33 protein-coding genes are annotated in these 26126 nt (G+C 69.1%); 6 read left to right on the forward strand and 27 right to left on the reverse strand.

Translation table 11 applies throughout. The features are described 5' to 3' along the window. Positions 1 to 176: 176 nt before the first annotated feature. The 6 genes from rplS to VHC63_17670 are packed head-to-tail and all read right to left on the reverse strand — an operon-like array spanning position 177 to position 3588. The gene (gene rplS, locus VHC63_17645; GenBank protein HVV38438.1) at positions 177 to 542 is read right to left on the reverse strand and encodes a 50S ribosomal protein L19; all 366 of its coding nucleotides are present in this window, start codon (positions 540 to 542) and stop codon (positions 177 to 179) included. A gap of 40 nt (positions 543 to 582) precedes the next feature. Further along, on the reverse strand, positions 583 to 1317 hold the full coding sequence (gene trmD, locus VHC63_17650) for a tRNA (guanosine(37)-N1)-methyltransferase TrmD (protein HVV38439.1): 735 nt from the start codon (positions 1315 to 1317) through the stop codon (positions 583 to 585). Then, on the reverse strand, positions 1317 to 1868 hold the full coding sequence (locus VHC63_17655; GenBank protein ID HVV38440.1) for a SprT-like domain-containing protein: 552 nt from the start codon (positions 1866 to 1868) through the stop codon (positions 1317 to 1319). The genes trmD and VHC63_17655 overlap by 1 nt, the downstream gene beginning before the upstream one ends. A gap of 51 nt (positions 1869 to 1919) precedes the next feature. Further along, entirely contained in the window at positions 1920 to 2633 is a 714-nt protein-coding gene (locus VHC63_17660; GenBank protein ID HVV38441.1) for a hypothetical protein, read from the reverse strand. Between the two features lie 21 nt (positions 2634 to 2654). Continuing rightward, positions 2655 to 3257: an SRPBCC domain-containing protein gene (locus VHC63_17665; protein HVV38442.1), complete on the reverse strand. Its 603-nt coding sequence runs from the start codon at positions 3255 to 3257 to the stop codon at positions 2655 to 2657. After that, a complete protein-coding gene (locus VHC63_17670) occupies positions 3247 to 3588 on the reverse strand; it encodes a metalloregulator ArsR/SmtB family transcription factor (GenBank protein HVV38443.1) in 342 nt (113 codons plus the stop codon). Before VHC63_17670 ends, VHC63_17665 begins: the two co-directional genes overlap by 11 nt. Before the next feature lie 81 nt (positions 3589 to 3669). Between VHC63_17670 and VHC63_17675 the strand changes: the two genes are divergently transcribed. Then, positions 3670 to 4554 carry a Ser-Thr-rich GPI-anchored membrane family protein gene (locus VHC63_17675; GenBank protein HVV38444.1) on the forward strand — a complete coding sequence of 295 codons (885 nt, stop codon included), beginning with the start codon at positions 3670 to 3672 and terminating at the stop codon, positions 4552 to 4554. Here VHC63_17675 and VHC63_17680 read toward each other — a convergent pair. The 17 genes from VHC63_17680 to VHC63_17760 form a co-directional block, all read right to left on the reverse strand. Then, entirely contained in the window at positions 4551 to 5027 is a 477-nt protein-coding gene (locus VHC63_17680; GenBank protein HVV38445.1) for a GNAT family N-acetyltransferase, read from the reverse strand. The two genes, VHC63_17675 and VHC63_17680, sit on opposite strands and share 4 nt — an antisense overlap. Before the next feature lie 20 nt (positions 5028 to 5047). Continuing rightward, positions 5048 to 5506, reverse strand: a complete 459-nt coding sequence (locus tag VHC63_17685) for a hypothetical protein (GenBank protein HVV38446.1) — start codon at positions 5504 to 5506, stop codon at positions 5048 to 5050. Further along, on the reverse strand, positions 5507 to 5806 hold the full coding sequence (locus VHC63_17690) for a KH domain-containing protein (GenBank protein ID HVV38447.1): 300 nt from the start codon (positions 5804 to 5806) through the stop codon (positions 5507 to 5509). After that, the gene (rpsP, locus tag VHC63_17695) at positions 5776 to 6042 is read right to left on the reverse strand and encodes a 30S ribosomal protein S16 (GenBank protein ID HVV38448.1); all 267 of its coding nucleotides are present in this window, start codon (positions 6040 to 6042) and stop codon (positions 5776 to 5778) included. Before rpsP ends, VHC63_17690 begins: the two co-directional genes overlap by 31 nt. 7 nt (positions 6043 to 6049) lie before the next feature. Then, positions 6050 to 7378, reverse strand: coding sequence for a signal recognition particle protein (gene ffh / locus VHC63_17700; protein ID HVV38449.1), 1329 nt, complete (start codon positions 7376 to 7378; stop codon positions 6050 to 6052). 47 nt (positions 7379 to 7425) lie between these two features. After that, on the reverse strand, positions 7426 to 8595 hold the full coding sequence (locus VHC63_17705; protein ID HVV38450.1) for a hypothetical protein: 1170 nt from the start codon (positions 8593 to 8595) through the stop codon (positions 7426 to 7428). A gap of 89 nt (positions 8596 to 8684) precedes the next feature. Continuing rightward, entirely contained in the window at positions 8685 to 9923 is a 1239-nt protein-coding gene (gene ftsY, locus VHC63_17710; protein ID HVV38451.1) for a signal recognition particle-docking protein FtsY, read from the reverse strand. Positions 9924 to 9947: 24 nt separating this feature from the next. Then, positions 9948 to 13373, reverse strand: a complete 3426-nt coding sequence (gene smc / locus VHC63_17715; GenBank protein ID HVV38452.1) for a chromosome segregation protein SMC — start codon at positions 13371 to 13373, stop codon at positions 9948 to 9950. Between the two features lie 29 nt (positions 13374 to 13402). Then, positions 13403 to 14236 (reverse strand): bifunctional DNA-formamidopyrimidine glycosylase/DNA-(apurinic or apyrimidinic site) lyase, encoded by an 834-nt coding sequence (gene mutM, locus VHC63_17720; protein ID HVV38453.1) that lies wholly within the window; start codon positions 14234 to 14236, stop codon positions 13403 to 13405. Then, the gene (gene rnc, locus VHC63_17725; GenBank protein HVV38454.1) at positions 14229 to 14936 is read right to left on the reverse strand and encodes a ribonuclease III; all 708 of its coding nucleotides are present in this window, start codon (positions 14934 to 14936) and stop codon (positions 14229 to 14231) included. Before rnc ends, mutM begins: the two co-directional genes overlap by 8 nt. Beyond that, entirely contained in the window at positions 14926 to 15219 is a 294-nt protein-coding gene (locus tag VHC63_17730) for an acyl carrier protein (GenBank protein ID HVV38455.1), read from the reverse strand. Before VHC63_17730 ends, rnc begins: the two co-directional genes overlap by 11 nt. Next, positions 15219 to 16199: a phosphate acyltransferase PlsX gene (gene plsX, locus VHC63_17735; protein ID HVV38456.1), complete on the reverse strand. Its 981-nt coding sequence runs from the start codon at positions 16197 to 16199 to the stop codon at positions 15219 to 15221. Before plsX ends, VHC63_17730 begins: the two co-directional genes overlap by 1 nt. Positions 16200 to 16202: 3 nt before the next feature. Beyond that, positions 16203 to 16379: a 50S ribosomal protein L32 gene (gene rpmF / locus VHC63_17740; GenBank protein HVV38457.1), complete on the reverse strand. Its 177-nt coding sequence runs from the start codon at positions 16377 to 16379 to the stop codon at positions 16203 to 16205. A 25-nt stretch (positions 16380 to 16404) separates the two neighbouring features. Next, positions 16405 to 16923, reverse strand: coding sequence for a DUF177 domain-containing protein (locus VHC63_17745; GenBank protein HVV38458.1), 519 nt, complete (start codon positions 16921 to 16923; stop codon positions 16405 to 16407). Between the two features lie 49 nt (positions 16924 to 16972). After that, the gene (locus tag VHC63_17750; GenBank protein HVV38459.1) at positions 16973 to 17560 is read right to left on the reverse strand and encodes an ATP synthase F0 subunit B; all 588 of its coding nucleotides are present in this window, start codon (positions 17558 to 17560) and stop codon (positions 16973 to 16975) included. Then, positions 17557 to 18042, reverse strand: coding sequence for a pantetheine-phosphate adenylyltransferase (coaD, locus tag VHC63_17755; protein HVV38460.1), 486 nt, complete (start codon positions 18040 to 18042; stop codon positions 17557 to 17559). Before coaD ends, VHC63_17750 begins: the two co-directional genes overlap by 4 nt. Beyond that, positions 18039 to 18566: an RsmD family RNA methyltransferase gene (locus VHC63_17760; GenBank protein HVV38461.1), complete on the reverse strand. Its 528-nt coding sequence runs from the start codon at positions 18564 to 18566 to the stop codon at positions 18039 to 18041. Before VHC63_17760 ends, coaD begins: the two co-directional genes overlap by 4 nt. Positions 18567 to 18585: 19 nt before the next feature. Between VHC63_17760 and VHC63_17765 the strand changes: the two genes are divergently transcribed. The 4 genes from VHC63_17765 to VHC63_17780 are packed head-to-tail and all read left to right on the forward strand — an operon-like array spanning position 18586 to position 20579. Then, entirely contained in the window at positions 18586 to 18942 is a 357-nt protein-coding gene (locus VHC63_17765; GenBank protein HVV38462.1) for a PaaI family thioesterase, read from the forward strand. After that, entirely contained in the window at positions 18935 to 19099 is a 165-nt protein-coding gene (locus tag VHC63_17770; GenBank protein HVV38463.1) for a hypothetical protein, read from the forward strand. Before VHC63_17765 ends, VHC63_17770 begins: the two co-directional genes overlap by 8 nt. A 9-nt stretch (positions 19100 to 19108) precedes the next feature. Then, entirely contained in the window at positions 19109 to 19645 is a 537-nt protein-coding gene (locus VHC63_17775; protein HVV38464.1) for a hypothetical protein, read from the forward strand. Then, the gene (locus tag VHC63_17780) at positions 19638 to 20579 is read left to right on the forward strand and encodes an alpha/beta hydrolase (protein ID HVV38465.1); all 942 of its coding nucleotides are present in this window, start codon (positions 19638 to 19640) and stop codon (positions 20577 to 20579) included. The genes VHC63_17775 and VHC63_17780 overlap by 8 nt, the downstream gene beginning before the upstream one ends. Here the strand turns inward: VHC63_17780 and VHC63_17785 are convergent, their stop codons facing one another. From VHC63_17785 to VHC63_17795, 3 genes are read right to left on the reverse strand one after another with little or no spacing between them, the layout of a single operon-like run. Beyond that, positions 20580 to 21101, reverse strand: a complete 522-nt coding sequence (locus VHC63_17785; GenBank protein HVV38466.1) for a hypothetical protein — start codon at positions 21099 to 21101, stop codon at positions 20580 to 20582. Between the two features lie 4 nt (positions 21102 to 21105). Further along, positions 21106 to 23217, reverse strand: coding sequence for an ATP-dependent DNA helicase RecG (recG, locus tag VHC63_17790; protein ID HVV38467.1), 2112 nt, complete (start codon positions 23215 to 23217; stop codon positions 21106 to 21108). Next, complete coding sequence (locus VHC63_17795; protein ID HVV38468.1) at positions 23214 to 24869, reverse strand: DAK2 domain-containing protein; 1656 nt, start codon at positions 24867 to 24869, stop codon at positions 23214 to 23216. Before VHC63_17795 ends, recG begins: the two co-directional genes overlap by 4 nt. A 39-nt stretch (positions 24870 to 24908) precedes the next feature. Between VHC63_17795 and rpmB the strand changes: the two genes are divergently transcribed. Next, positions 24909 to 25121, forward strand: a complete 213-nt coding sequence (gene rpmB, locus VHC63_17800; protein ID HVV38469.1) for a 50S ribosomal protein L28 — start codon at positions 24909 to 24911, stop codon at positions 25119 to 25121. Positions 25122 to 25167: 46 nt separating this feature from the next. On the opposite strand, the gene VHC63_17805 is transcribed toward rpmB, so the two are convergent. After that, on the reverse strand, positions 25168 to 26106 hold the full coding sequence (locus VHC63_17805) for a hypothetical protein (protein HVV38470.1): 939 nt from the start codon (positions 26104 to 26106) through the stop codon (positions 25168 to 25170). Positions 26107 to 26126: the final 20 nt, after the last annotated feature.

Consider the following 26126-nt stretch of genomic DNA (forward strand, 5'->3'; position numbering starts at 1 on the left):
TCGGGCGGCGCAGCTTCGGGCGGCGCAGCCGCCTTCGGATTACCGAAGCCGGCGAGGGCGCGCTCGAGGCGCGACAGCGCGGAGGGGGCCTCTTCGTCGTCGGGGGGAGTCATGGCTGCTCGCGGCGGGTTAACACGGCGCCACCAACGTAGTGGGGAGCCGGCCCGTCGCCGTGGCTACTTCTGATGCGACCCGGTCGGAGTCCGCTTTTCCTTGATCTTGGCGGCCTTCCCGATGCGGTCACGCAGGTAGTAGAGCTTTGCCCGGCGCACGTCGCCCCGGGTGACGACCTCGATCTGGGCGATAATCGGCGAGTGGACGGGGAACGTCCGCTCCACGCCCACGCCGAAGCTCACCTTGCGGACGGTGAAGGTCTCACGGACGCCCGAGCCCTGCCGGCGGATGACAGCTCCCTGGAACACCTGGACGCGCTCGCGGGTGCCTTCGACCACGCGGACGTGGACCTTCAGCGTGTCGCCGGGGAAGAACTCCGGGATGTCGTCGCGCAGATTGGCGCGGTCGACGAGATCGGTCGGATTCATGGCGTGAAGACTCCTGCGACAGGCGGGATACGGCGGACCGTCAATCGTACTCGCCGGGCGCCCACCGGTCCAAGAGCGACCGCTCGGCGTCGGTCAGCCCGCCCCGCCGCTCGATCAGATCGGGGCGGCGTCGCAGCGTGCGCACCAGCGCAGTCGCCTTGCGCCACGCGGCGATGGCGCCGTGATCGCCCGAGCGCAGCACGTCGGGAACATCCCAGCCCCGGAACGACGGCGGGCGCGTGTACTGCGGGTATTCGAGCAGCCCGTCGTCACCGAAGGACTCCTCGTCGGGCGACGCCGTGTTGCCCAGCACGCCCGGAACGAGCCGGGCAACAGCCTCGATGACGACGAACGCCGCCGGCTCGCCACCGGCGAGCACGAAGTCGCCAATGGACAGTTCACCGTCGACGAGGTGATCGGTGATGCGGGCGTCGAAGCCCTCGTAGCGGCCGCACAGCAGCGAGAAGCCGTCTCCGGTGGCCAGCGTGCGGGCAAGTGCCTGGTCGAACACGCGGCCCGACGGCGTGAGGGCGAACAGCGGCCGGGGCGGCGCAACCGCTTCGATGGCCGCGAACACCGGCTCGGGCATGAGCACCATGCCCGCTCCTCCGCCGTAAGGGGCGTCGTCGACCGATCGGTGCACGCCGCTGGCCTGGGCGCGCAGGTCGTGGACACGCAGGTCGAGGACGCCCTCGGCGCGGGCTTTGCCGATCAGGCTGGCGTCGAGGTACGCATCGACGACATCAGGGAAGAGGGTGAAGACGTCGACGCGCACTACAGCCCAGTGTGGTCGCTCCCGGCGCGCAGCCCAAACGAGAGGCCTTTGAGGAACAGATCGGCGTCGCGCTGGCGCGGAAAGCGGTTGGCCAGCTCGTAGAACTCGGCGCTGTGATCGCTGTGCACGAGGTGGGCCAGCTCGTGTACGAGGACGGCGTCGACCACGAACTGCGGCGCCCCCTGCAGCCGCGCACTGATGCGGATCGAGCCGTCCGCCGCGGTGCAACTCCCCCAGCGCGAGTTCTGCCGCGTCGACCACTGCACCGAGGTCGGACGCGCCGCGTTACGCAAGTACGTGCGTGACAGGTACACGGCCCGGGCGTGGAGTTCGGCGTCGGTTGGACGCGCCTTGGCGCGGCCGGCGATGAGCTTGGCTGCCAGTTCGTCGACGTAGACCTGCCGGTCGCGCTTGGGCACTCGCTGCGGGAACACGATCACGATGCGCTCGCCCTCCCAGTAGGCCGCCACCGTCTTGCGCCGTTTCGTCGAGACGCGCACCTCGATGTCAGGTCGCGGCGGTGGCTCTTCCTCGAAGAGCGACGCCTGCATTGCCTCCACGCCGTGAAGGTAGATGTACTGGCGGCCGCGAACGCGGATCGGTTAGGCGCAGGGTTTGCCGCCGACTCCAGGTGGGTTCTTGATGGTCGGGTCGTCGACTTCCATGTGCACGTGGGGCCACACGGGCGCCACGCTGTACTGCTCGACGTCGGAGACGAACGGGAGTCGGTGCGGGCTCTCGGCGACCTTCGTCTGGCCGGCGACGACGCGCTCGCCGGCGCGCACGTCGAGCCCGGCGACGTGGAGCAGCTTCACTTCCCAACCGGGGTGATCGTCGGGTGCGATCACGAGGAACGAATCGGTGTACTTGCAATACAGCGTGTAGGTGCCGCCGCGCTTGATCACGCCCGAGACGGGCGCGCGCACTTCACCATTGGGATCGGATTCGACGTCGGCGGCGCTCTGCGGATCGGTGTTGCGGTCCCGCGTCGGCATCACGACCGTGTCGGTGATGCCCGGCAGCGGGACGAGATGACGGGCGCCGGCGAGGTTCGACTGGTGGAAGCCCACGACCTCGACGCGCGCCGTCGGGAACGAGAGGGTGAGGCCCTGGGCGTCGAGGAACGGCCGGTATCCGGTGTCCAGCACATGGCGGACCGGTGCGGCGGTGGTGCTCGTCGTCGGCGGCAACGTGGTCGGCGGCAGTGTCGTGGTCGTCGCCTTCGGGGCGGCTACCGGCGCCGCGAGCGGCGCGGCGTTTGACCTCGCGGAACAACCTGCGCCCAGCGCAAGCACAACCAACAACCAACGGCGCATTGCACCGAGGAGGGTACAGGCTTATCCGGACGGGCAGCGCGCGGCGATCTGCGCGCGGTAGGCGTCGATCAGCGCCGCGTTGTCGTGCGCGCCGCTCATCAGTTCGTCCATCTTCGCGGCGGCGTCGAGTGTGCCGGCGAGGAAGGCCGTCAGGTCGTCGAGGAACTCGTGATAGCCGGCGCAGAAGCCAGGGCGCCACGCGGTACCGGGCGCCGGGAGGTCGCCGCCCGGATAGTCCATTGGCGCTTCGTCGGGCGCCGGCAGGAAATGCAGCGTGAACACCAAGCGGGTGCTGTCACCCTCGGACGAGAGGTCGAAGCGCATGAAACTGGCGTCGCCCTTGTGCGCGCTGGCGCCGTCGAAGGTGTACTGGACCGTGGTCGGCGGCTCGAAGACGGTGACGGTGCCACGCGTCGCCGCGGGATCGTCAGCGGGGCTGCCCCACCCGAACGCGCACGCGCCGCCCTCGAAACGCTCGACCCGCGACTCGGGCAGCATCCACGCGTCGAGGTGCTCGCCGGTCGAAACCGCCTCGAAGACCACCTCGATCGGGTGGGGGTAGCGACGCTCCCATACCAGCGTGTGGCGGTCGGCGAACTCGCCCAGCGGTTGATCAACGGGCACGGCGCTGCTCCTTCATACGATCCAAGTGGTCGCCGAGCGCGTCGAAGCGCGCTTCCCACGTGCGCCGGCAGCGATCGGTCCAGTCTGTGACGTCGTGCAGTGCCGCGGGGTTGAGTCGGTACACCCGAAGCTTGCCGTGCGCCTCGGACGCCACGACGCCGGCCTCGCGCAGCACCCGCAAGTGACGCGAGATCGCCGGCTGGCTGATGGGAAACAGGTCGACGAGTTCACCGACGGTGTGGTCGCGCGCCGCGAGCGCTTCGACGATGCCCATGCGGGTGTCGTCGGCGAGCGCGGCCAGCGTGTCGGAGGCGACGGCGGAGGCGGGCACGTGCACAACATATAACAGCACGGTTATACGTGCAACAAGTACCGTGCGTGGCGAGGCAGTACCTGACATCGGGGAGGGCGCATGACGCGGTCCACGAAGTACGCACGCACGGCAGCAGTCGCTGTCGTCGCTCTGCTCGGGGTGCTGCTGGCGCCCACCTCCAGCCGCGCCGACGGCGCGTCGACCCCGCTGATCATCACGTCGTCGCTCGGCGTGCCCGACCGCGGCGACACGGCACGCGCCATCGACAACGACCTGACGACGGAGACCTATACGACGCCGTCGAACAACACGCAGGAACCGAGCTACCTGGAATTCGGGTTCGCCAGCACGGCGATGAATCGCATTCGCTTCATCAAGGACAACTACGTCGGGCCGTTCGACCTCGCGATCCAGTACACGACCGACACCGCGAGCGACCTCTCGGCACGCACGTACACCAACGTGTCGGGCCTCACGAACGGGTTCCACGGCACGGAGTTGCTCAACGCGACATCCGTGAACAGCGACGGCACCGTCACCGGCGATGCGCAGAACGACTCGACGGCGTGGGCGTCCCTCAGCTTCAACCGGGTGACGGCCACAGGCGTGCGCATCGCGTTCACCAACACGAACCCGTGCTGCAACCACTACCACGTGTACGAGTTCGCCGCCTACAACGACATCGAGCCGTCGTCGATCACCGTCACGTCACCCAACGGTGGCGAGTCGTGGGGCGCCGGTTCGGTGCACTCCGTCACGTGGTCCTTCAACGGTGAGCCGAGCACCGCGACGGTGAAGATCGAATTGCTCAAGGGCACGTCCAGCGCATCGACGATCAAACCCAAGCGCGCCATCGGCAAGCACGGCGCGGGCTCGTACGCGTGGACGGTGCCGGACAAGCCGGGCACGCGCTACCGGATCCGCATCACCGTCAACGGCACGAGCGACACCGACACGAGCGACGCCAACTTCGCCATCACCTAGAGCGCGATGCGGTAGCGGACCTCGTCGAAGCTTGCGTTGCGCCACTCCTGATGCTTGCGGCCACCGTCGGCGCGCCAGCCGGCGATCTCGTAAAAGCGGCGCGCGCGGGGATTGGTGTCGAGCACCCACAACGTCGCCTCGGCAAAGCCCATCGCGCGTAACTCCTCGATGGCGCGCGCCATGAGCACACGCCCGACGCCGGTCCCCCACGCTTCGGGTGCGGCGTAGAACGTCATGACTTCACCGACATACGCCGGTGCATCGTCGTCACGGGACGCGCCCACGTAGATGAAACCCGCGGGCGCGTCCGACGGCGCGATGAACACCACACCGTCGTCTTCGGCCAGCACGCGGCGCCACAGCGCAATGCGCTCCTCGTCCACGATGGTTGCGAGGAACGCCTCGCCGAGTTGCGCGTATGCGACACGCCACGACGCGGCGTGCACGCGGCCGACAACGTCGGCGTCCGCCACCGTCGCCCGCCGAACGGCAATCAATCGAAGAGGCCCTCGGGTACTTCGACGGTCACGGTGTCGTCGGTGGTCGAGGTGACGAATCGCATCGGTACGAGCGCGCCGGACTCGAGCACCAGCAGATCGGATGCGGGATTGGCCTCGACGGCGGTGACCTCGCCCCGATCGGTGCCGGACTGGTCGAAAAGGCGCTTGCCCACCAGCTCGTGCACCCACAGGGCGTCGGGGTCGTCGAGGGGTTCGGCGAACAGGTCGCGATGCGCGATCGCCTCGGACGCGTTGCGGTCGAATACGCCGTCGAAGGCGACGATGTAGCGGTGGCCGAACGGGATCGACGTCAGCACGGTGAGCTCACGTCCGTTGTCGAGCGACAGCACCGCGCCCGGCGCGACGCGCTCGGCGCGGTTGGTCGTCAGCGAGACGACGACCTCGCCGCGCAAGCCGTGGGGCTTGTCGATTCGCCCGACGGCGAGCAGCATTTAGTCGACGATGTCGACGGAGGCTTCGACACCGGCGCGGGCGCCGGCGGCGCGTACGACGGTTCGAATCGCCTGGGCGTTGCGGCCGCGGCGACCGATTACGCGGCCCATGTCGTCGCTGCCGACGGAGAGGCGCAGGTCGACCGCGCCCTCGCGGGCATCGGCCTCGATCTCGACGGCTTCGGGATCGTCGACGAGCGCGTTGGCGATGTAGGTGAGGACGCGCTCGGGGGTGTCGGCGTCAGGCTGCGTCTCTTCCTGGGCCATCGCTACTTCGCGCCACCCTTGAATTCGTCCCACGCGCCCGAGATCTTCAGCAGCTTCTGGACGGTCTCGGTGGGCTGCGCACCCTTCTTCAACCAGTCGACCGCCTTGGCGTTGTCGAGGTTGATGACCGACGGTTCGGCCCGCGGGTCGTAGTTGCCGAGGATCTCGATGAAGCGGCCGTCGCGCGGCGAGCGCGCATCGGCGGCGACCACGCGGTAGGTCGGCTGCTTGGTCTTGCCCATCCGCATCAGGCGGAGCTTTACGGCCATTGGTCGGTTACTTCCTCTTCTTCTTTTTCTTGTTCATGCGGCGCTTCATTCCGGGAATGCCGCTCATTTGCTTCATCATCTTCTGCATCTCGTCGAATTGCTTGAGCAGAAGGTTGACGTCGCTGATCGTTGTGCCGCTCCCGTTGGCGATCCGCTGACGACGCGAACCGTTCACAAGCTGCGGTTTGGTGCGCTCCTCCCGGGTCATGCTGCGAATGATCGCCTCGACCTTGCCGACCTCGCGGTCGCCGATCTCGACGTTCTTCATCTCCTTGGGGAGCCCAGGCATCATACCGAGAACGCTGCTCAAAGGCCCCATCTTCTTGAGCTGCTGCATCTGGTCGAGGAAGTCGTCGAGGGTGAATTGGCCCTCTAGGAGCTTCTGCGCCGCAATCTCGGCCTCTTGCTCCTCGTAGACCGCTTCGGCCTTTTCGATGAGCGTGAGCACGTCGCCCATGCCCAGGATCCGCCCGGCCATGCGGTCGGGATGGAAGATGTCGAAGTCTTCGAGCTTCTCGCCGTTGGAGGCGAAGGCGATCGGGCGACCGACGACCTGCTTGACGGAGAGGGCGGCACCACCGCGGGCGTCGCCGTCGAGCTTGGTCAGGATGACGCCGTCGAGCTCGAGGGTCTGGTGGAACGCCTCGGCCGTCTCGACCGCCGACTGACCGGTCATGGCGTCGATGACGAGGAACGTGTACTTCGGCTCGACCGCGGCCGAGATGTTCTTGACCTCCTCCATCAACTCCTGGTCGATGGCGAGGCGGCCGGCGGTGTCGACGATCAGGACGTCTTTGCCAAGGCGCTGTGCTTCTTCGAGCCCGTGCTTGGCGACGGAGACCGGGTCGGTCTTCTCGCTGAACATGGTCACGCCGATCTGGCCGGCGAGCACGCCGAGCTGTTCGACCGCCGCGGGGCGCTGGAGGTCGGCACCGACGAGCATCGGGTTGCGGCCCTGCGCCTTGAACCAGCGCGCCAACTTGGCCGCGGTCGTCGTCTTACCGCCGCCCTGGAGGCCGGCGAGCAGGATGACCGTCGGCGGCCGCGACGCGTAGGTGATCTTGAGCGTCTCGCCGCCGAGGGTCTCGATCAGCTCCTCGTGGACGACCTTGATGACCTGCTGGGCCGGGTTGAGGCTCTGACTGAGATCGAGCCCGATCGTCTTTTCTTTGACCTTGGCGATGAACTCGCGGGCGACCGTGAAGTTGACGTCGGCTTCGAGCAGGGCCACGCGGATCTCGCGGCACACCTCGTCGACATCGGCCTCGCTCAGGCGACCGCGCCCGCGCAGGCGCGTGAATATGCCGTCGAAGCGGTCGCTCAGGCCCTCAAACACAGGGGTCCAAGGTTAAACCACCGAACTGGGCGCGCCCGATCTCGGGGCTACGGCGTCGTCGTGGCGACGGGCGGCGCCGGTTCGACGGAGCCCGGGTTACCGGTCGATCCACCGCCGCTGCCCGTGTCGCCCGGTTTGGTGTCACCCGTCGTCGGCTGCGTGGTCGTCGTCGGGAAGTACTTGTCGGCCGCCGCGGGCGTTTCTGCCGTGTTGTTGTCCTGATCCGTGGTGAAGATGTAGGCCGGCGTCAGCCACAATCGGTTGCCGTCTCTGTCGGGTTCGAGCGACAAGCCGACGCGCACCGCGGTGAGCAGGACCACCACCGGTTGCGCCGGAGCGGGCTCGTCAACGGCGATCGCGGGCTCGGGGCCGCCGCGCGCCGGGTACGCAATCTGCGCGTTCATGCGCTCCACCGCACGCGTCACCGTCGCCAATTCGTAGCTACCCACCAGCTTCGGGACGCCGAGGATCCCCGACGCGTAGGCGACCGTGTCGTTGGCACCGAACGCGACATACAGCGCGTACCCGTCGACCGTGCGGCCGTCGAAGATCGGCCGGTACATGGCAGTGACCGCTGACTCGTTCGCGTCGACGCTGCTCTTCATTCCACTTACGTCGATGCCGGCTTGCTTGAAGATCGCTTCGGCATGCGCGCGCGCCTCCGTGCCGGTGGGAAGGCCCGGCACCGTGGTCGTGGTCGTGGACGGGCAGGGCTCGCCGCCAGCCGGCGACGCACACGCCACGCCTGACGACACGCTCCCGGAGCCATTCACCGTGAACGAGCCGTCCCGGGATACGAACAGGCTCGGCGTGGCGGGCGCGAGATCCGGTGGCGTGGTGTCCGGCGAGACGTCGTTCGGTTTGGTTGCGGCGCCGGACGAACCACTCGAACCGCTGCTCGTGCCTTCTTGCACTCCGACGGACCACCCGGACTCGTTCGCCTTAACGTCGCCGGCGATCGCGAACGCCGCGGCGAGGCGCTTCACGTCGTCCGCTGTCGCTGCGGGGAATTGGTATGCGTCGGCGTGATCGCGATCGGCCGTTACTCCGTCGGCGAGCCTGTAGGTGATCTGGCGATACGGATACAGAGCGTCCGCAGCGCCCGCCTTCTGACCGGTGCCCGTGGCGTTCAGCGGCAGTTGTGGCAGCGCGTTCTTGCCGGAACCGCACGCAGCCATCAGCAAGCCGACAACGCTGGCGACTACGAGGCGACGCATGTCTTTTGGACGACTCCCATCGCGCCTTGGTTCCGCGCTTCTGTGAAGGATCGCCCGCGCTCTGTACGGAGCAACCTTCACAGAACGCATTAGTCGTCCGAGAAGAGGGCGTCGACGAACTCTTCGGGGTCGAAGTCGATGAGGTCGTCGGCGCCTTCGCCGACGCCGACCAACTTGATCGGGATGCCGAGCTCGTTCTGGATGGCGAGCGCGATGCCGCCCTTGGCGGTGCCGTCGAGCTTGGTGAGCACGACGCCCGTCACCCCGGCCGCCTCGGCGAACTCTTTGGCCTGGGCAAGGCCGTTGTTGCCGGTGGTGGCGTCGATGACGAGCAGCGTCTCGGTCAGCGTGGCCGGGCCCTTCTCGGCGATGCGGTGGACCTTCTTCAGCTCCTCCATCAGGTTGACCTTGTTGTGCAGGCGACCGGCGGTGTCGGCGAGCACGAGGTTGGCGCCCCGCGCCGCGCCCGCGGCGATGGCGTCGAAGACGACCGAGCCCGGATCCGCGCCCTCGGCGCCCCGGATGATGTCGGAGCCCGTGCGCTCCGCCCACATGGCGAGCTGATCGCCGGCAGCGGCGCGGAAGGTGTCGCCGGCGGCGAGCATCACCTTGTGGCCCTCGCTCACCTCGCGGCGGGCGAGCTTGCCGATCGTGGTGGTCTTGCCGACGCCGTTGACGCCGACCATCAACCAGACGCTCGGCCCGTCGGGCGCCTTGCGTAGCGTGCGGTCGGCCGCGAGGCGCGCCTTGAGGTCGTCCTTCAGCGCCGTGAGGAGGTCGTCGGCGGTCTTGATCTTCTCGGCCTTCGCTTGGCCGCGGAGATCGTCGAGGATCGCCATCGTCGTCTGCACGCCCAAGTCGGAGCGGATGAGCGCTTCTTCGAGTTCGTCCCACGTGGTGGCGTCGATCGAACGCGACTTGATGCCCCCGACGAGGCCTGACATCGCGGCGCGAGCGCGGCCGAGGCGGTCACGCAGGCGCGGCTTGACGACGGGCTCTTCGACCTCGACTTCGAGTTCGGCCTCGCGCTCGGCTTCGGCGACGACGGCTTCGGCCTCGGCGACGACCTCTTCGAGCACCTCCGGCTCGATCGGCGCCTCGATCGTTTCGGTCGTGGGCTCCTCGACCGGTGGCGCCTCCGCTTCCGGTTCGGCGGGCGTCGGCCGCGTGCGCTCGAGCGTCGGCGGCGGTTCCGCCAGCTTGACCTGGGCGGCGGGCGGGCCGACCTCGGGCTGCTTCTCGCCCCGGCGCGAGATCGACAGGCGCGCCAGCGAGACGACGAGGAGCAGAACCGTTGCGAGGATGAGGACGAGCAGTACGACTTGCATGACCGCTTCAGCCTACGGGGAGTCCTAGAGGACTGCGGCCTCCGGCGTTTCGGTTTTCACCGTCTCCAGCTTCTCCGACACGACCTTCGACGAACCGCCCGGCACCATCGTCACGCCGTAGAGGCAGTCGGCGGCTTCCATCGTCCGCTTCTGGTGGCTGACGATCACGAGCTGCGCCTCCTGGCGGAACTCGTGGATGAGGTCGATGAAGCGATGCAGGTTCACGTCGTCGAGCGCCGCCTCGACCTCGTCCATCAGGTAGAAGGGCGACGGCCGGCTGCGGAACACGGCGAAGAGGAACGCCAACGCGGTGAGCGAACGTTCGCCGCCCGACAGCAGCGACAGGCGCCGCACGTTCTTGCCCGACGGGCGGGCTTCGACCTCGATGCCGGTGTCGAGCGGGTGATCCGGATCGGTGAGGCGGAGGCGACCGGTGCCACCGGGGAACAGCGTCGAGAACAGCTTCTCGAAGTTGTCGGCCACGTCGACGTAGGCGGCGGCGAACAGGTCGATGATCTCGGTGTCGATCGCCTTGATGACCTTGGCGAGCTCGCGCCGCGAGTTCTTGACGTCTTCGAGCTGCGACTCGAGGAACTCGTGGCGCTCGGCGAGCGCCGCGTGTTCTTCGAGCGCCAGCGGGTTGATCGGACCCATCAGCTTCAGCTCGCGCTCGAGTTCGCGGGCGCGGTTGGCCGGGTTGACGCCCGGGGCGAGGTCGGGCAGCAGCGCTTCGACCACCTGCTCGGGCTCGAGGTTGTGCTCGGCGCGCACGCTTTCGATGACGGTGTCGAGCCGGACCCGCACTTCGGCGGCTTCGAGCTCGGCGCGCTGGGCCCGCTCGCGGGTCTCGTTGAGGCGGCGCTCGGCGTCGGTGCGCTCGCGGCGCAACGACTCGAGACGGTCCAGCGTCTCGCGCCGGCCCGCGGCGTACTGATCGCGCTCGCGCCGGAGTCGGTCGCGGTAGTCACTCAGCCACGCGGCGCGGTCGGCCATGCGCGCTGCGATGCGTTCGCACTTGGCGATGCGCTCCTCTATGGCTTCGCGCCGGCTGGCGACGGCCTCGCGGTCGCCGGCGAGGCGAGCGAGGCGCGCCTCGACGTCGGACTGGCGCGCGACCAGCGCCTTGCGCCGCGACGCCAGCGTGCTGCGCTCGACCTCGAACTCGCTGAAGAGCCGCTGCGATTCTTCGACGCGCCGCGCCGTTTCTTCGAGGGGCGTCAGCGCGGCGCGCAGGGCGGCGAGGCGTTGGGTGTCGCGCTCGATCGCGGCCGTTGCTTCGGCGTGCGTCGTGGTGGCCGCTGCTAGCTCCGCCTCGCGCGCGGCCACCTGGGCGCGCAGCGCATCGCGGGCGCGCTCGGCGTCGCCGACCTCCCGGCTGGCGTCGGCAAAGGCGCGTCGCGCGAGTTCGAGTTGGCGGCTGCCGGCGCGGAACGCTTCGTCGGCCGCGGCGAACGCCTGCGCCGCTGCGTGCTCGCCGACCGTTGCGGCGTCGGCTTCGACGGCGGCGGCTTCGAGCGCCGCGCCCGTCGCACCGACACCGCCGGCGCCGACGCGCCAACCGGCCGATGAGAACCGGTCGCCGTGACGGGTGACGGCGATGACGCCGGGATGCGCTAGCACGACGTCGAGCGCGGCGGTCCAGTCGCCGTCGACGGCGACGGCGACGGCCAGCAGCACGTCGAGCAGGCGCTCGACTTCCTCGTGACGGGAACGCACGTGGGCGCGGACGGCTTCGGCGCCGATGGCGCTCGCCGCCAGTCCGAGGCTGCCGGGCACGCTCGTGGCCGACAGCGCCAGCACGGCGCCGCCGACGGACGCGTCGTCGCTCGCCTGCGCCAGCTTCAGCAGCGCGGCGCGCCCGGCGGTCTCGCTGTCGACGACGACGGCGGTGATCGCCTCGCCGATGGCGGCTTCGAACGCCGCCTGCCAGCCGTCTTCGACGTCGACGAGGTCGAGCAGCGTGCCGAGCACGCCGTCGAGGCCTTCGAGTTGCGCCGCGCCCGCCCGCGCCCGCGCCGTGTCGAGGGCGGCGGCGAGCGCGTCGCGCCGGCCGTCGGCGCGCGCCTTGCGCTCCTGCGCGCTGCGGTGCTGCGCCAGGGCTGACTCGCGCGCCTCGGTGGCGGCGTCGTTGCCCACCTGGGCCTGCGCAACCGCAATCTCAGCGTCGGCGACGGCACCCGCGGCGTTGGTGGCGCGATCAGTAGCCGCAGTGAGCCGCTCCGTCAGCTGCGCGTGGGCGGCCGTCGCGCTCTCGAGCTTGGCCGCCGCCGACGCTGCCTTACCGTTGGCGGCCTCGAGGGCGGCGGCCAACGCCGTGGCTTCGCCGCGCATCTCGGCGACGCGGCGGGGCGCGTCGAGTTCGTCGTCGCTGGGCGCCGCTTCGTCACCCGCCGACGCCGGCAGCGCCGCGATCGCAGCGTCGACCTCCGTCAGTTCGGACGCGATGCGGGCGCTGTCGGCCTCGAGGGTGGCGACGACGGTCTGGTCGATGGCGGCGGCCAACTCGGCCGCGGCCGTACGTCCGCGTTCGGTGGCCGTCGTGCGCAGCGAGTTGGCTTTGGACAGCGCGGACTCGACGCGGACCGCGAGGTCGGCCAGTTCGTCGCCGCGGGCCGCGTCGAGTTCGGTCTCCGACGCCGTGACGAGCGCGTCGAGGCGGAACAGCTCGTCGCGCAGGTCGCGGTCGTCCTTGGCCTGCGTGCTGCGGGCCTCGTCGGCCGCCTTGAGGCGGGCGGTCAGCGTGGCCACCTCGCGCCCGGCGAGGAAGATCTTGAGCGCCTCGAGTTCTTCGGCGACCGCACCGTGGCGGCGCGCCGCGTCGGCCTGGCGCTCCAGCGGCTTGAGCTGCCGGCGCACTTCGCGCAGCAGGTCGTTGAGGCGCACGAGGTTGCCCTCGGTCGACTCGAGACGGCGCTGCGCCTTCTCGCGCCGGCGGCGGAACTTGAGCACGCCCGCCGCCTCTTCGATGATCGCCCGGCGATCCTCGGGGCGGGCGTTGAGGACGGCGTCGAGTTGACCCTGACTCACGATCACGTGCTGCTGGCGGCCGACGCCGGAGTCCGACAGCAACTCCTGGATGTCGAGCAGGCGGCAGGGCACGTCGTTGATGGCGTACTCCGACTCCCCCGACGCCCGGAACAGCGTGCGCGAGATCGTCACCTCGGCGAAGTCGATCGGCAGGATACCCGCCGAGTTGTCGATCGTCAGGGTGACCTCGGCGCGGCCGAGAGCGGGGCGCTTGGCCGAGCCGGCGAAGATGACGTCTTCCATCTTCGTGGAGCGCACGGTGCGGGGGCCCTGGGCGCCGAGCACCCAGGCCACGGCGTCGACCACGTTGGACTTGCCCGAGCCGTTCGGCCCGACGACAACGGTGATGCCGGGCTCGAACACCAGGGTCGTCGAGTCGGCGAACGACTTGAACCCCTTCAACGTCAGCGACTTGAGAAACATTCGAGAAAAACCGTACCTAGGCCGCCGCGCTAGTTGGGGGATGCTTGACAGGTTGGGCAGACGTGGGTACCGCGCTGGGCGACGACCAGCTTGACGATCGTCGTGCCGCAGCGAACACAGGGGCGCTCGGCCCGGCCGTAGATCTGGGGAACGAACCGGCCGCGGCGGCCATACGCGTCGACGTAGGCGAAGTCGTCGAAGGTCGTACCCCGCGAGGCGACCGCGGCGCGCAGGATCCGTTGCAGGTTCGTGCGCAGCGACGCGGCGTCACCGGCGGTGACCGACGTCACTGGCCGCTGCGGGTGGATCCGGGCGGCGAAGAGCGCCTCGTCGGCGTAGATGTTGCCCACGCCCGCGACCGTCGTCTGGTCGAGCAGCGCCGCCTTCACCGTCGACAGACGCCGCTGGCCCACCAGCCGCTCGTGAAAGGCGCGATCGGTGATGCGGGCGATCGCGTCGGGACCGAGGTGACTTAGCGAGCGCGGCCGGTCGCCCTCCAACTCGTCGACGTACAACTCGCCGAACGTGCGCGGGTCGACGAAACGCAGCTGTGAGCCGTCGTCGAGGTCGACCACGACGTGGGTGTGCTTCACGACTTCGTCGGCGGGCGACGCGATGCGCAGCTGTCCCGACATCCGCAGGTGCCCGACGATCGCGTCGCCGCCGCCAAGGTCGAAGATGAGGAACTTGCCGTGCCGGCGCACCTCGTCGATGGTGCGGGCCCGCACCATCGCCACGAACTCGGCGTGCGGTTGGCGGCGCACGGCGCGGTCACGGGTGACCGCGACCGACTCGATGCGCCGCCCCGTGAGCGCGGGCGCCAGCCCGCGCCGGACCGTCTCAACTTCAGGGAGTTCAGGCAAGACGGCGCAGCGACTCCCATGCGGCGCGCGCGGCGGCCTGCTCTGCTTGCTTCTTCGAGCGCCCTCTCCCCTCGCCCTGCTCGTCCGGGCCGATGAAGACCCGGGCGTGGAACGTCTTGGCGTGGTCGGGCCCGTCGTCCTCGACGACGTAGCGCGGCAAGTCCGGGTAGTGCTGCGCCGCCAGCTCCTGGAGCCGCGTCTTGTAGTCCTGCCCGCCGGGCCCCGCCGCGGCCTCTTCGATCAGCGACCCGAGCATGCGCAGTACGAACTCCGACGCGGCTTCCCACCCGCCGTCGAGGTAGATCGCCCCGATGACCGCTTCGAAGGCGTCGGACAGGATCGAGGGCTTCTCCCGGCCACCCGAAGCGTCTTCGCCCTTGCCGAGGCGCACGGCGGCGCCGAGGTCGAGGCTCAGCGCCGCGTCGGCCAGGGCTTGGGCGTTGACCACCGACGAGCGCACCTTCGCCAACTCGCCCTCGGGCAAATCGGGATACGTCAGGTAGATGTGGTCGGTGACGACAAGGCCGAGGACGGAGTCGCCGAGGAACTCGAGGCGCTCGTTCGAGCGGGCGCCCTCGTTCTCGGCGCACCACGACCGGTGGAACAGCGCGGCCTCGAGGCTCTCGCGCGAGCTGAACGTGTAGCCGAGGCGGACGCCGAAGGCGCCAACGGGATCCGACGCCGTCGGGTCAGGTTCCAAGGCGGGCGAGGATGTAGTCAACGGCATCTCCGACGGTGCGTAGGTCCTCCAGGTCCTCGTCATCGATGCGGAAGCCGACGGATCGCTCGCCGAGTTCTCCTTCGAGTGCTTCGACGAGCTCGATCAGCGCCAAAGAATCGGCACCGAGATCGTCGACGAACGCGGAGGTGAGCTCGACCCGGTCGGGATCGATCTCGAGGATTTCACTGAGCTGGTCGCGGATGAGGGCGATGACGTCCTCACGCGACACGGGGTTCGTGTGGGAATGCGTCTCAGCAGGCATTACCCGGCAGAGGTTACCGATGCCCCCAGGGCGTCGAGTACGCGGGCGTCGGCCAGTTCGTGGGCGATGCGCACGGCGTTGACGACGGCCTTGGCCGACGACGACCCGTGCCCGATGAGGGCGAGGCCCTTGAGACCGAGCAGAGCGGCCCCGCCGGTGGAGTCGGGATCGAGGGCGTCGGCCGTCGGCGCCAGCGCCGGCAGCAGGACCTTGCCCGCCTCTTTCGCCTCGTCGCTCGACATGATCGCCTCGAACACCTTGCCGATGAGGAACTTCATGGCGCCTTCGAGCGTCTTGAGGGCGACGTTGCCGGTGAAGCCATCGGTGACCACGACGTCGACGTCGTCGGTGAGGATGTCGCGGCCCTCGACGTTGCCGATGAAGTTGATACCCGGCGTCGCCTTGAGCAGCTTGTGCGTCTCCTTCACCAGCGGCGTGCCCTTGGTTTCCTCCTCGCCGATCGACAGCAGGCCGACGCGGGGGTTGTCGATCCCGTAGCGCACACGGGAGAACGCGGCGCCGAGCTGGCCGAACTGCACGAGCCACTCGGCCTGGCACTCGGCGTTGGCGCCGGCGTCGACGAGGATCGTCGGGGTGGCGCCCGGCACCGGGATGGGGGTGGCGATCGCGGGCCGGGCCACGCCGCTCAGGCGCCCGCAGCGCAAAAGGGCGGCGGCCATGCCGGCGCCGGTGTTACCGGCGCTGAACGCGGCGCACGCCTGACCGTCGCGGACGAGTTCCATGACGCGGACGAGCGAGCTGTCCTTCTTGGTGCGGACCGCCTTGCCGGGCTCGTCGTCCATGGCGATGACTTCGCTCGCCTCGACGACGGGGATGTCACCGACGTCACCGATGGCGTCGCGCCGGCCGACGAGCGCGACGGCATAACCCGCAGCCGCGGCTTGGCGCGCCCCTTCGACGATCTCGGCGGGCGCTTTGTCGCCGCCCATCGCGTCGATGGCGACCGGCAGCGCGCTCATGGCTTAGACGTCGATGGCCTGGCGGCCGTTGTACCAACCGCAGTTGTTGCACACGACGTGGGGCACCTTGGCCCGGCCGCACTGCGGGCAGAGGCTGCGCGCCGGGGCCTCGAGCTTCCAGGCCGACGCCCGACGGCTGCGGGTCTTGGCCTTGCTGGTCTTCTTCTTGGGGACTGCCATAACCGGTTTCTTTCCCTTGGCGCTCTCAGTTTTGCTCGCCGAGCTCGCGGAGGGCGGCCCATCGAGGATCTCCGACGTCGACCGCGTGGCCGCAGTCGACGGTGTTTCTGTCGGCCCCACACTCGGGGCACAAACCCTGGCAGTCCGCCATACACAGCGGTGCCTGGGGTAATTCGAGGTAAATAGCGTCGCGCACGAGCGGTTCGAGGTCCAACCGATCGGCCCCGAGAGGATAGATGTCCTCGGCCTCCGGCTCGCGTTCGAACAGTTCACTGACGTCGACGTCGAGGTCGCCGGCGGCGGGTCCGAGGCAGCGCCGGCACTCGCCGACCCAGCGCGTGTGCACGTGGCCGCGCACGCGCGCCGCGGCCCCGTCGAGCGACTCGACGACCCCGTCGAAGTCGGCCGGCGCGCCCGGGGCGACCCGGCTGGCCGTCACGCGAATGTCGCCCAGATCACCGGACGCGGCGACGTCGCGGCGGGCGCCGGGATGGCGCAACAGGTCGGCGACGGGCACGACCCAGGCGGTGGTGGTGCGTGACATGGGGACGTCCAGTGTACGGGACGTCCGAATCGGTACGCGATTCGCCGGGTTAGTCGATGTCCTGGTCGAACACGCCGATCTCGGTCGTGTCGGCCACGTAGTCGATGTCGCCCTCGATCGCCTCGGGCAGCGGCGTGACCTGGAGTTTCTCGCGGCCGCTCTGCACGGTCTTGAGGGTGCGCTGGAGCACGATCTCGAACTGCGCCAGCTTCTGGTCGCAGTAGTCCTCGGCCTCGTTGCGCAGGCGGCTCGCCTCTTCGGTGGCCTTGTCGACGGTGCGCTGCGCGTACATCTGCGCTTCCCGGACAATCTCGGTCTTCTGCACCATCCGGGCGGCCTGGGTGCGCGCCACCTCGATGATCTCGTCCGCCTCGCGCTGCGTGCGAGCCAGGAACTCCTCGCGCTCCTTGAGCAGCCAGCGCGCCTGGCGCAGCTCGTCGGGCAGACGCGCCAGCGCGTCCTCGAGCAGTTCGATGACTTCGTCTTTGTTGTTGAGCAGGTGCGAGCTCGACAGCGGCATCGGACGCGTGTTGTTGATCACGTCCATCACCCGGCGCAGCAACACCTCGGTCCCGGGACCGCTGGCAGTCACGGGCGGGTTCTGGAACCGCTCCTCGTCGTCTTCCCAGTTGGTCATGACGGGAACTTCTCGCGCAGCGCCTCGAGCACGGCCGGGGGCACGAACTCGGCCACGCGTTCGCAACCGCCGAACTTGGCGATGTCTTTCACCAACGACGACGCGATGAACGAGTTGGACGAACCGCAGGGAATGAACAGCGTCTGGATGCCCGAGATCGCCTTGTTCATCTGCGCCATCTGCAACTCGAACTCGAAGTCGGCCGCCACCCGCAGGCCCTTGACGATGACGTCGGCCCCGGCGTCGCGTGCCACGTCGACGGTGAGCGTCTTGACCGGCGCCACGACTTCGACGTTGCCGAGCGGCGCGACGGTCTTGCTGATCATCGCCTCGCGCTCTTCGAGATCGAACAGCGGTTGCTTGCCCGGATTGCGGATCGCACCGATCACCACGCGGTCGAACAGGCGCGACGCGATCTCGATGATGTCGACGTGTCCGTTGTGCAGCGGGTCGAACGATCCGGGGAAGAGTGCAGTTCTCAAGTCGGTCTCTTAGATGTCGCCTGAAGGAGCGTGATAACCGTAGTGCCGTAACGGTCGGAGCGAACTAACTGCCACCCTTCAGGCGCCTCGACGGCGTGGCGGGCCTCGCACACGACGATCGTGGCCGGCAGCCCCCTGACCAGGGATTCCCACCCGTCCCAGGTGTAGGGCGGGTCCACAAAGGCAATGTCGACGGGGCTGGCGGGGCGGTAGGTCGACGCGTCGGCCCGCACGATCGTGGACCGGTCGGCAAAGCCCAGCGCCTCGAGGTTTTCCTCGATGGCGCGCAGCGACGCCGGCGCATTGTCGACGAAAATCGCCCGGGCGGCGCCGCGGCTGAGCGCTTCGATGCCGAGCGCGCCCGTTCCGGCGAACAGGTCGAGCACCACGGCGTCGGGCAGCACGCCCATGCTGGTGAGGCGGTTACCGATGGCCTCGCGGGCGCGGTCGGTCGTGGGGCGCACGTCGAGCCCTTTGGGCGAGACAAGTTTGCGCCCGCGTGCGGTTCCCGCCACGACCCTCATGCCGTGCATGCTTACCGCAATGCCCTTCGACATCGACATGGAGTGGTCGCTGGAGCCCCCGGGCCTCGTCGCCCGCTTCACCCCCGGCCCGGCCCACCAGGGACCGCACAAGAACCTGCACGGCGGCGTCGCCGCCTACGTGCTCGACGAGACGATGGCGGGCCTCGGCCAGACGCTGTACAAGGTGCACCTGGTAACGGGCACGCTCACGCTCAAGTACCGCAAGCCGGTGCCCATCGACGGCCGCGAGGTGCGGGTCGAGGCGTGGCGCGAGGGCGACGCTCGCCGCGCCATGAAGGTCTTCGGACGGATCGTGACGGCCGACGACGTCGTCGCCGTGGAAGCCAGCGGCCTGTTCATCCGCGTCGATGATTGAGTCCGTCATCGACTGCATCGACTGTGGCGGGCGCTGCCGCCTGCAGGTGACGTGGGCGCCCGACGACCCGCCCCAGCCCCTCGACATCGTCGCCTACCGTTGCGAGGACTGCCGCGACGTCTGGTACATCGAGATTCCCGAAGACGCTGACGAATAAGTTCACGCTGTGCAACGCGTGTTGGTGCTGGGACCCGGGGGCGCGGGAAAAAGCGTGCTGTCGCGCGAGCTGGCGTCGATCACCGGACTGCCGCTCATTCACCTCGACCGGGAGTTCTGGAAACCCGGCTGGGTCCGGCCCGAACCCGACGAATGGCGGGCCAAGCTCGACGAGCTGCTCGCCGCCGACGGCTGGATCGTGGACGGCACCCACGTCGACACGATCGACCACCGGCTGGCGCGGGCCGACGGCGCCATCGTGCTCGACTACTCACGCTGGATCGCGGTGCGGGGAGTCGCCAGTCGGCTGCTGCACCGGACCGGACGCCGCCGGCCCGATCTGGCGCCCGGCTGCCGCAACCGCCTCGACCGCGCCTACACCTCGTGGGTGTGGACCTACGACCGCGTGACGAAGCCGTTGGTCGAAGCCGCACTGTCCAAGCACGCCGACCACGTGCGCGTCGCCCGCCTGACCAGCCGCCGTCACACCGAGCGCTGGCTATCCGAATTGCGCGCCCGCGCCACGAGAGGAGTCATCAATGTCTGAGATCGCCTACCACCCGCAGGCCCAGACGATCATCGACATGATCAACGCCGGCGCCGCCGCGCAGAGCGGCCCGGCCGAGATGTCGGTGGAGTCGAGCCGGGCGGGCTACACGGGCTGGTGGGCGCTCAACGGCCCAGGGCCCGAGATCAGCGAGGTGCGCGACGTCGCCATCCCGGCCGAGGGTCACCGCATCCCGGCACGCGTCTACCGGCCGACCGAGAACGACGACGCGCCGATCATCGTGTTCTTCCATGGCGGCGGCATGGTCGTGGGTTCGATGAACGACTACGACGGGGTGTGCCGCCTCATCTCGGACGCCACCGGCGCGGTCGTGGTCAACGTCGACTACCGCCTCGCCCCCGAGCACCCCTACCCCGCCGCCGCCGACGACGCGTGGGTGGCGGTGCAGTGGGTGGCGGCCAACGCCGCCGAGGTGGGCGGCAGCGCGCATCGCCTGATCGTCGCCGGCGACTCCGCCGGCGGGAACCTCGCAGCGCTCGTGGCCCTGCGCGCCCGCGACAACGGCGGCCCGGCGATCGCACTGCAGATGTTGCTCTACCCGGTGACGGACTGGGCGGGCACCTTCGCGTCGATGGAGTCGAACGGCACCGGCAACTTCCTCACCAAGCAAACCATGGAGTGGTTCCGCGCCACGTACTTCGGCGACGCCCCGCAGAGTGCGTGGACCGACCCGGCGGCGTCGCCGTATTACGCGGACGTCGCCGGCGTCTGCCCGGCGTGGGTGATGACCACGAGCCACGACCCGCTGCGCGACGAGGGCGAGGCCTACGCCGCCAAGCTCGAAGCCGCCGGCGTGCCGACGACGGCCATCCGCGTCGACGGCGTGTTCCATGCCTTCTTCGGCCAGACCAACCTGCTCGAACTCGCCGTACAGGCGCTGGCGGACTTCGCCGCCGCCGTCAAAGGCGTGTAGTCAGCCCATCTCGGCGTCGTCGAGCACGCGATGCAACGCGTTGGCGACGTCGCGCTGCAAGGCCTCACGGGAGTCGGCCTCGCCGCGGACACGCTGCAGCGTGCGCGACATCACGAGCCCACCGAGCCCGATGGGGATGAAGTCGCCGATGCTCACGTGGGCCATGCCGCCAACTCCCGCCGCGACGAGGATGGCGGCGAACAACGAGCCTCGCACGAGCCGGCCGCGCTTCCAGGCGTCACCTCGCTCCTCGAGGCCGGCCATGTCGGCGGCCAGGCACACGTCGACGGCGCTGCCTGCGGGGGCGAAGGTGACGAGCAGCGTGTCCTTGCCGCGGAACATGGCGTTTTCGGGCGCGTCACGCGCCGCCCGGAACAACACGCCGTCACCCTCGTGCGAACGGTCGACCTCGAGGCCGTGCTCGACGGCGAAGTCAGTCAGCGCGTCGTTGAGTGCGTCCTGGTCCGCGTCGACGATGCGTTGCACATAGACGGTTCGGTCATCGCGGTTGGCAGGCAGCATGGCGTCAACTCTTGAAGAGGAACTCGGCCTCTTCGTCGTCGATCAACAATCGCACCTCGTCTTCCAGAATCGGGTGATCCTGCAAACCCCGCACCGGGTCGACGAGTTCGAACGCCACCTCGCGCGCCGCTTCGACCAGCTTCACGTCGCGGCGCAGCGAGGCCAGCTTCAGGTCGTTGCGGCCCTTCTGGCGCGTGCCGAGCACCGTGCCCTCGCCGCGGATCTCGAGGTCGACCTCGGCGAGTTCGAAGCCGTCGGTGGTGCGCACCATGGCCGCCAGGCGCTCCTCTCCGTCGGGCGTCGTCGTCTCGCCCAGCAGGTAGCAGCGCGACGCCGCCGCGCCACGCCCGACGCGGCCGCGCAACTGGTGCAGCTGGGCGAGGCCGAACCGGTCGGCGTTGACGATGACCATCACGGTCGCGTTGGGCACGTCGACGCCGACTTCGATCACGGTCGTGGCCACCAGCACGTCGATGTCGCCGGCGCGGAACGACGCCATTGTCGCCTCGCGTTCCTTGGCCGGGACCTGGCCGTGCAACAGCGCCAGCCGCAGGCCGTGCAACTCCCCCGCCGCCAGCTCGTCGTAGGTCTCGATGGCGGAGGCCGCCTGGATCTTCTCGGAGCCTTCGATGAGCGGGCACACGACGTAGGCCTGCCGGCCCGCCGCCACCTCGTCACGCACCGCCTTCCACGCCGCGGTCTCTTCCAACTCGCCGCGCGCCCACGTGGTCACGATCGGCGTGCGTCCCGGCGGCAACTCGTCGAGCACGGCGACGTCGAGGTCGCCGTAGACGGTCATCGCGGCGGTGCGCGGGATCGGCGTGGCCGTCATGACGAGCACGTCGGGATCGCTGCCCTTGCCCCGCAGCGCGGCGCGCTGCTCGACGCCGAAGCGGTGCTGCTCGTCGATCACCGCAACGCCCAACTCGCGGAAGGCCACGCCCTCGGTGATCAGCGCGTGCGTCCCGATGACGATGTCGACGGCGCCCGACTCGAGCCCGGCGACGATCTCGCGTCGCTCCTTGGCCGTCGAGCGTCCGGTGAGCAGTTCGACGCGCAGTGGCCGGCTGGAGAAGAGCGTGCCTTCCTCTGACGGCACTTCGAGGTCACGCAGCAGGGCGCGCACGCCGAGGGCGTGCTGCTCGGCGAGCACTTCGGTCGGCGCCATCAACGCACCCTGATAGCCGCCGGCCACGGCCGTCAACAGCGCCGTGACGGCTACGACCGTCTTGCCCGACCCGACGTCGCCCTGCAGAAGGAGGTGCATCGGGTGCGGGCTGGCGAGGAAGCGGTTGATCTTGTCGATGACGCGCTGCTGGGCGCCGGTCAGCGGGAACGGCAGCGACTTGACGAACTGGCGCACCAATTCGGAGTCGACCACGTGCTGCACGCCCTTGGCCTCGGCCTCGTACCTGCGCTTGCGCGCCACGAGCACACACTGGAGCCGCAGCAACTCGTCGAAGGCCAGGCGTTTGCGCGCCGCTTGCGCCGCGGCCATCGACTCGGGCGCGTGGATGGCGTGCATGGCCCACGTGCGGTCGACGAGGTCGAGCCGATCGCGCATCGCTTCGGGCAACGGGTCGGCGAGGTCGCCGCCGCGCCGCAGCGCTTCGGCAACGTATTCGCCGAGCTCCCACGTCGTCAGCTGCGCCTTCTCCGACTGCGGATAGACGGGAATGATCTTGCCGGTCTTGTTACCGATCAGGTCGACCACCGGATTCGCCATCTGGCGCTTGCCGCGGTACGCCGTGACCTTGCCGAAGAACACCGCCTCGGTGCCCGCCGCCAGTTGCTTGGCCCGCCACGGCTGGTTGAAGAACGACAGCGACAGGTAGCTCGATCCGTCGAACACGTCGACTTCGACCAGCGACTTGCCGTTGCGGGTGCGCCGGCTCTGCACCCGCTTGACGGTGGCGAGCACCATCGACTCTTCGTCGAGCTTCAGGTCGCGGATCGACGACTGCTGGGTGCGGTCGATGTAGCGGCGCGGGTAGTGCGTCAGCAGGTCGAGCACGTTTTCGATCTCGAGGATCTGCAACGACTCGCGCTTCTTGTCACCGACGCCGTTGAGCTGGCGGACGTCGATCTCCTGCAACCGGCGCAGGCTGGTGCTCACTCGATAGAGAGTAAGTAGGGATACAGCGGCTGGCCGCCATGGTGGACCTCGACCGTCGCCTTGGGGCGGTGCTCGGTGATCCACTCGGTGAGCCGGCGGGTGCTGCCGGCGGTGGCGCCCTCGCCTTCGATCAGCGTGATGATCTCGTGGTCGTCGGTGGCGAGCTTGTCCACGAGGCCGCATACCGCGTCGTCGAGCGTCGAAGCGATCACCGCGATGCCGTCGCGGCTGATGCCGAGGTAGTCGCCTTCGGCGATCGTGCCGGCGTCGGCCTCGCTGTCGCGCACGGCGCGGGTCACCTCACCCGAGATCACGCGGTCGGCACAACTCGTCATCGCCTGGGCGTTCTCGTCGGCGCTGGCTTCGGGGTCGTACTCCATGAGGGCGGCGAAGCCTTCGGCCACGCCGACGGTCTTCACCACGCGCACGGTCTTGTCGGTCAGGTCCTGCACCTGCTCGGCCACCGCGATGATGTTCTTGTTGTTCGGCAACACGATGACGGCGTCGGCCGGCGCGGCTTCGACCGCTTCGAGGATCTGGGCGGTCGAGGGGTTCATCGACTGGCCGCCGGCGACGATCTGCTGCACACCGAGGCTGCGGAAGATGCGACGGATGCCTTCGCCGGTGGCCACGGCGACGACGGCCGTCGGCACCGGCGTCTGATCGCCTTCCTCTTCGGGCTCCGCCTCGCGCACCCAGCGCTCCTCTTCGACCTGCTCCATCAGGTCGGTGACGCGGATGTTCTTGGGGCGGCCGGCGTCGAGGGCCGCTTCGATGGCGGCGCCGATGTTGTCGGTGTGGATGTGGCAGTTCCAGATGCCGCCGCCGCCCACGACGACGATGGAATCGCCGATGCCGGCCCACACGTCCTTGAACGCCGGGATCGTGGCGTCGTCGGCTTCGAGGAAGTACATGACCTCGTAGCGCAGGTCGCCCACGCCGTGGTCGTCACCGTGGAGGTCGGCGAGCTCGGCGGCGTCGAAGGCGGGCGCGTCGCCGAGGTCTTCGGGCGCTTCGGGCAGCGGGCGACCGTCGACGACATGGAGGGCGGCGTCGAACAGCAGGAGGAGCCCGGCGCCGCCGGCGTCGACCACGCCCGCCTGTTTGAGGACGGGCAGCAACTCGGGTGTGTTGGCGAGCGCCACGTCGCCGCCGTCCTTGGCCGCTTCGACCGCCGCGAGCAGGTCGCCGCCCTCGCCGGCGCGGGTCGCCGACGCTTCGGCGGCCGCCCGGCACACGGTGAGGATCGTGCCCTCGACGGGCCGCATCACGGCGCCGTACGCGGCTTCGGCGGCACCCGTCATGGCGCGGGCGAACTCGAGGCCCCCGGCGCCGTCGGGCGGCGCCGCCTTGCAGCCGTCGGCGAGGGCGCGCAACACCTGGGACAGGATCACGCCCGAATTGCCGCGCGCGCCCATGAGCGCGCCGTGGCTGATCGCCTGGCACACCGCGGCCATGTCGTCGCCGTCGACCTCCGCGAGGTCCTGGCACACCGAATCGAGGGTGAGGGACATGTTCGTCCCGGTGTCGCCGTCGGGCACCGGGTACACGTTGAGCCGATTGACCCGTTCGCGGTGCTCCCGCAGCGCATCGCGAAAGGCGCGCATGACCTCGACGAGGTCGTTCGACGTCAGGCGGGTCAGAACCGGCATTGGCTCGCAATGTAGTGGCCTGCTAGCGTTGACCCCCCTATGGCAGCCGTATGCGAAGTCTGCGGGAAGCACCCGAACTTCGGTAAGTCCGTGTCGCACTCGCACCGTCGGACGAACCGTCGCTGGAATCCGAACATTCAGCGCATCCGAGCGCTCGTCAACGGCTCGCCGACGCGCCTGAACGTCTGCACGGGCTGCATCAAGTCGGGGAAGGTCACCAAGCCCCCCGTCAAGGTGCGCTCGGCCGGCTAACAAGCCGTCTTCCCTCGCTTTTGGTGATGCTCAGGCCGGGTCTTTCTCATTCAGCATCACCAGAACCGTTGAGGCCGAGCGTTTCGCGAACGATCTCGAGGAACTTGCGGGGCTTGTAGACCGGGATTTCCCACCAGACCCGTCGGACCGTCCAGCCGTAGTACCGGCGCAGGACGAAGTCGCGGGCTTCGTCGCTTTGGCTGACATCCGGGTCGAGGTGCACATCGCCGTCGATTTCGATGTTCGTCTTCCTCGCTACATCGGCGAGGTCCATGTCGGCGACGATCTCGCCGCGCTCGTCACGAATGATGTGGTGCGTCACCACATCGTCAAAGCCCGCCTCGCGCAGCACCGTGTACGCGATGAGTTCGCTGTCGGTCTCGGTGATCGCGTCGCGCTCCATGCCCGCGGCGACGAGTTCGCGCAGGCGGCGGATGCCGCGCCGCCCCCGGCGCGCGTGGACGGCGAGGCACACCAGCAGGTCCTGCCAGTCGACGAGTCCCTGGCGGCGCGCGCGGTTGACGGCATCGCGGCGTGCGATCGACGACTTCAGCTTGCTCCCGATGTCGAGCAGCGTCCGGGCGGCGTCGGTCACCGGTATTCCGTCGACGACGACGATCCTGCACTTGTGGAGATCGCGGCTCGTGTGCACGATGACGTCAGTAGGCCGAAAATGCGTATCGCGTGGAATCGTGATTTCGACGCTCGCCGTCGGGAAGCCCAGGCCGAGCAGTCTCGCCGCGCAGAAGAACGAAGCGGCGGCACCTTCGCCGGCCGCTTTGATCGCAGCGAGTACGCGCCCCTCGTAGGTCCAAGGAGAGCCGGCGAGTCGGTACACGCACTGGTGTACGCGAATCCAGCGGCCGGCGGCGACGCGAGCCTCAACGTGGTGCAACTTGCCGCCAGCGGCTCGCACGTCGGCCAGTGTGATCACCGAATGTTGCCGCGCGGCCACCGCCGCCATTGCCTCGTCGAACCGATGCACGGCCGCGCTCCCTTCAATCC

The organism is Acidimicrobiales bacterium, from assembly GCA_035546775.1.
Lineage (GTDB): Bacteria > Actinomycetota > Acidimicrobiia > Acidimicrobiales > JACCXE01 > JACCXE01.

Coding starts and splice junctions, on each gene's coding strand:
- rpmF (HVV38457.1), bottom strand. CDS start 16,379: ATGGCAGTCCCCAAGAAGAAGACCAGCAAGGCCAAGACCCGCAGCCGT.
- VHC63_17785 (HVV38466.1), bottom strand. CDS start 21,101: ATGCTGCCTGCCAACCGCGATGACCGAACCGTCTATGTGCAACGCATC.
- smc (HVV38452.1), bottom strand. CDS start 13,373: ATGTTTCTCAAGTCGCTGACGTTGAAGGGGTTCAAGTCGTTCGCCGAC.
- VHC63_17765 (HVV38462.1), top strand. CDS start 18,586: ATGCCCTTCGACATCGACATGGAGTGGTCGCTGGAGCCCCCGGGCCTC.
- rpmB (HVV38469.1), top strand. CDS start 24,909: ATGGCAGCCGTATGCGAAGTCTGCGGGAAGCACCCGAACTTCGGTAAG.
- VHC63_17705 (HVV38450.1), bottom strand. CDS start 8,595: ATGCGTCGCCTCGTAGTCGCCAGCGTTGTCGGCTTGCTGATGGCTGCG.
- VHC63_17780 (HVV38465.1), top strand. CDS start 19,638: ATGTCTGAGATCGCCTACCACCCGCAGGCCCAGACGATCATCGACATG.
- plsX (HVV38456.1), bottom strand. CDS start 16,199: ATGAGCGCGCTGCCGGTCGCCATCGACGCGATGGGCGGCGACAAAGCG.
- VHC63_17770 (HVV38463.1), top strand. CDS start 18,935: ATGATTGAGTCCGTCATCGACTGCATCGACTGTGGCGGGCGCTGCCGC.
- VHC63_17750 (HVV38459.1), bottom strand. CDS start 17,560: ATGACCAACTGGGAAGACGACGAGGAGCGGTTCCAGAACCCGCCCGTG.
- VHC63_17660 (HVV38441.1), bottom strand. CDS start 2,633: ATGCGCCGTTGGTTGTTGGTTGTGCTTGCGCTGGGCGCAGGTTGTTCC.
- ftsY (HVV38451.1), bottom strand. CDS start 9,923: ATGCAAGTCGTACTGCTCGTCCTCATCCTCGCAACGGTTCTGCTCCTC.
- VHC63_17655 (HVV38440.1), bottom strand. CDS start 1,868: ATGCAGGCGTCGCTCTTCGAGGAAGAGCCACCGCCGCGACCTGACATC.
- VHC63_17685 (HVV38446.1), bottom strand. CDS start 5,506: ATGCTGCTCGCCGTCGGGCGAATCGACAAGCCCCACGGCTTGCGCGGC.
- VHC63_17795 (HVV38468.1), bottom strand. CDS start 24,869: ATGCCGGTTCTGACCCGCCTGACGTCGAACGACCTCGTCGAGGTCATG.
- VHC63_17730 (HVV38455.1), bottom strand. CDS start 15,219: ATGCCTGCTGAGACGCATTCCCACACGAACCCCGTGTCGCGTGAGGAC.
- VHC63_17675 (HVV38444.1), top strand. CDS start 3,670: ATGACGCGGTCCACGAAGTACGCACGCACGGCAGCAGTCGCTGTCGTC.
- VHC63_17745 (HVV38458.1), bottom strand. CDS start 16,923: ATGTCACGCACCACCACCGCCTGGGTCGTGCCCGTCGCCGACCTGTTG.
- rplS (HVV38438.1), bottom strand. CDS start 542: ATGAATCCGACCGATCTCGTCGACCGCGCCAATCTGCGCGACGACATC.
- VHC63_17760 (HVV38461.1), bottom strand. CDS start 18,566: ATGAGGGTCGTGGCGGGAACCGCACGCGGGCGCAAACTTGTCTCGCCC.
- rpsP (HVV38448.1), bottom strand. CDS start 6,042: ATGGCCGTAAAGCTCCGCCTGATGCGGATGGGCAAGACCAAGCAGCCG.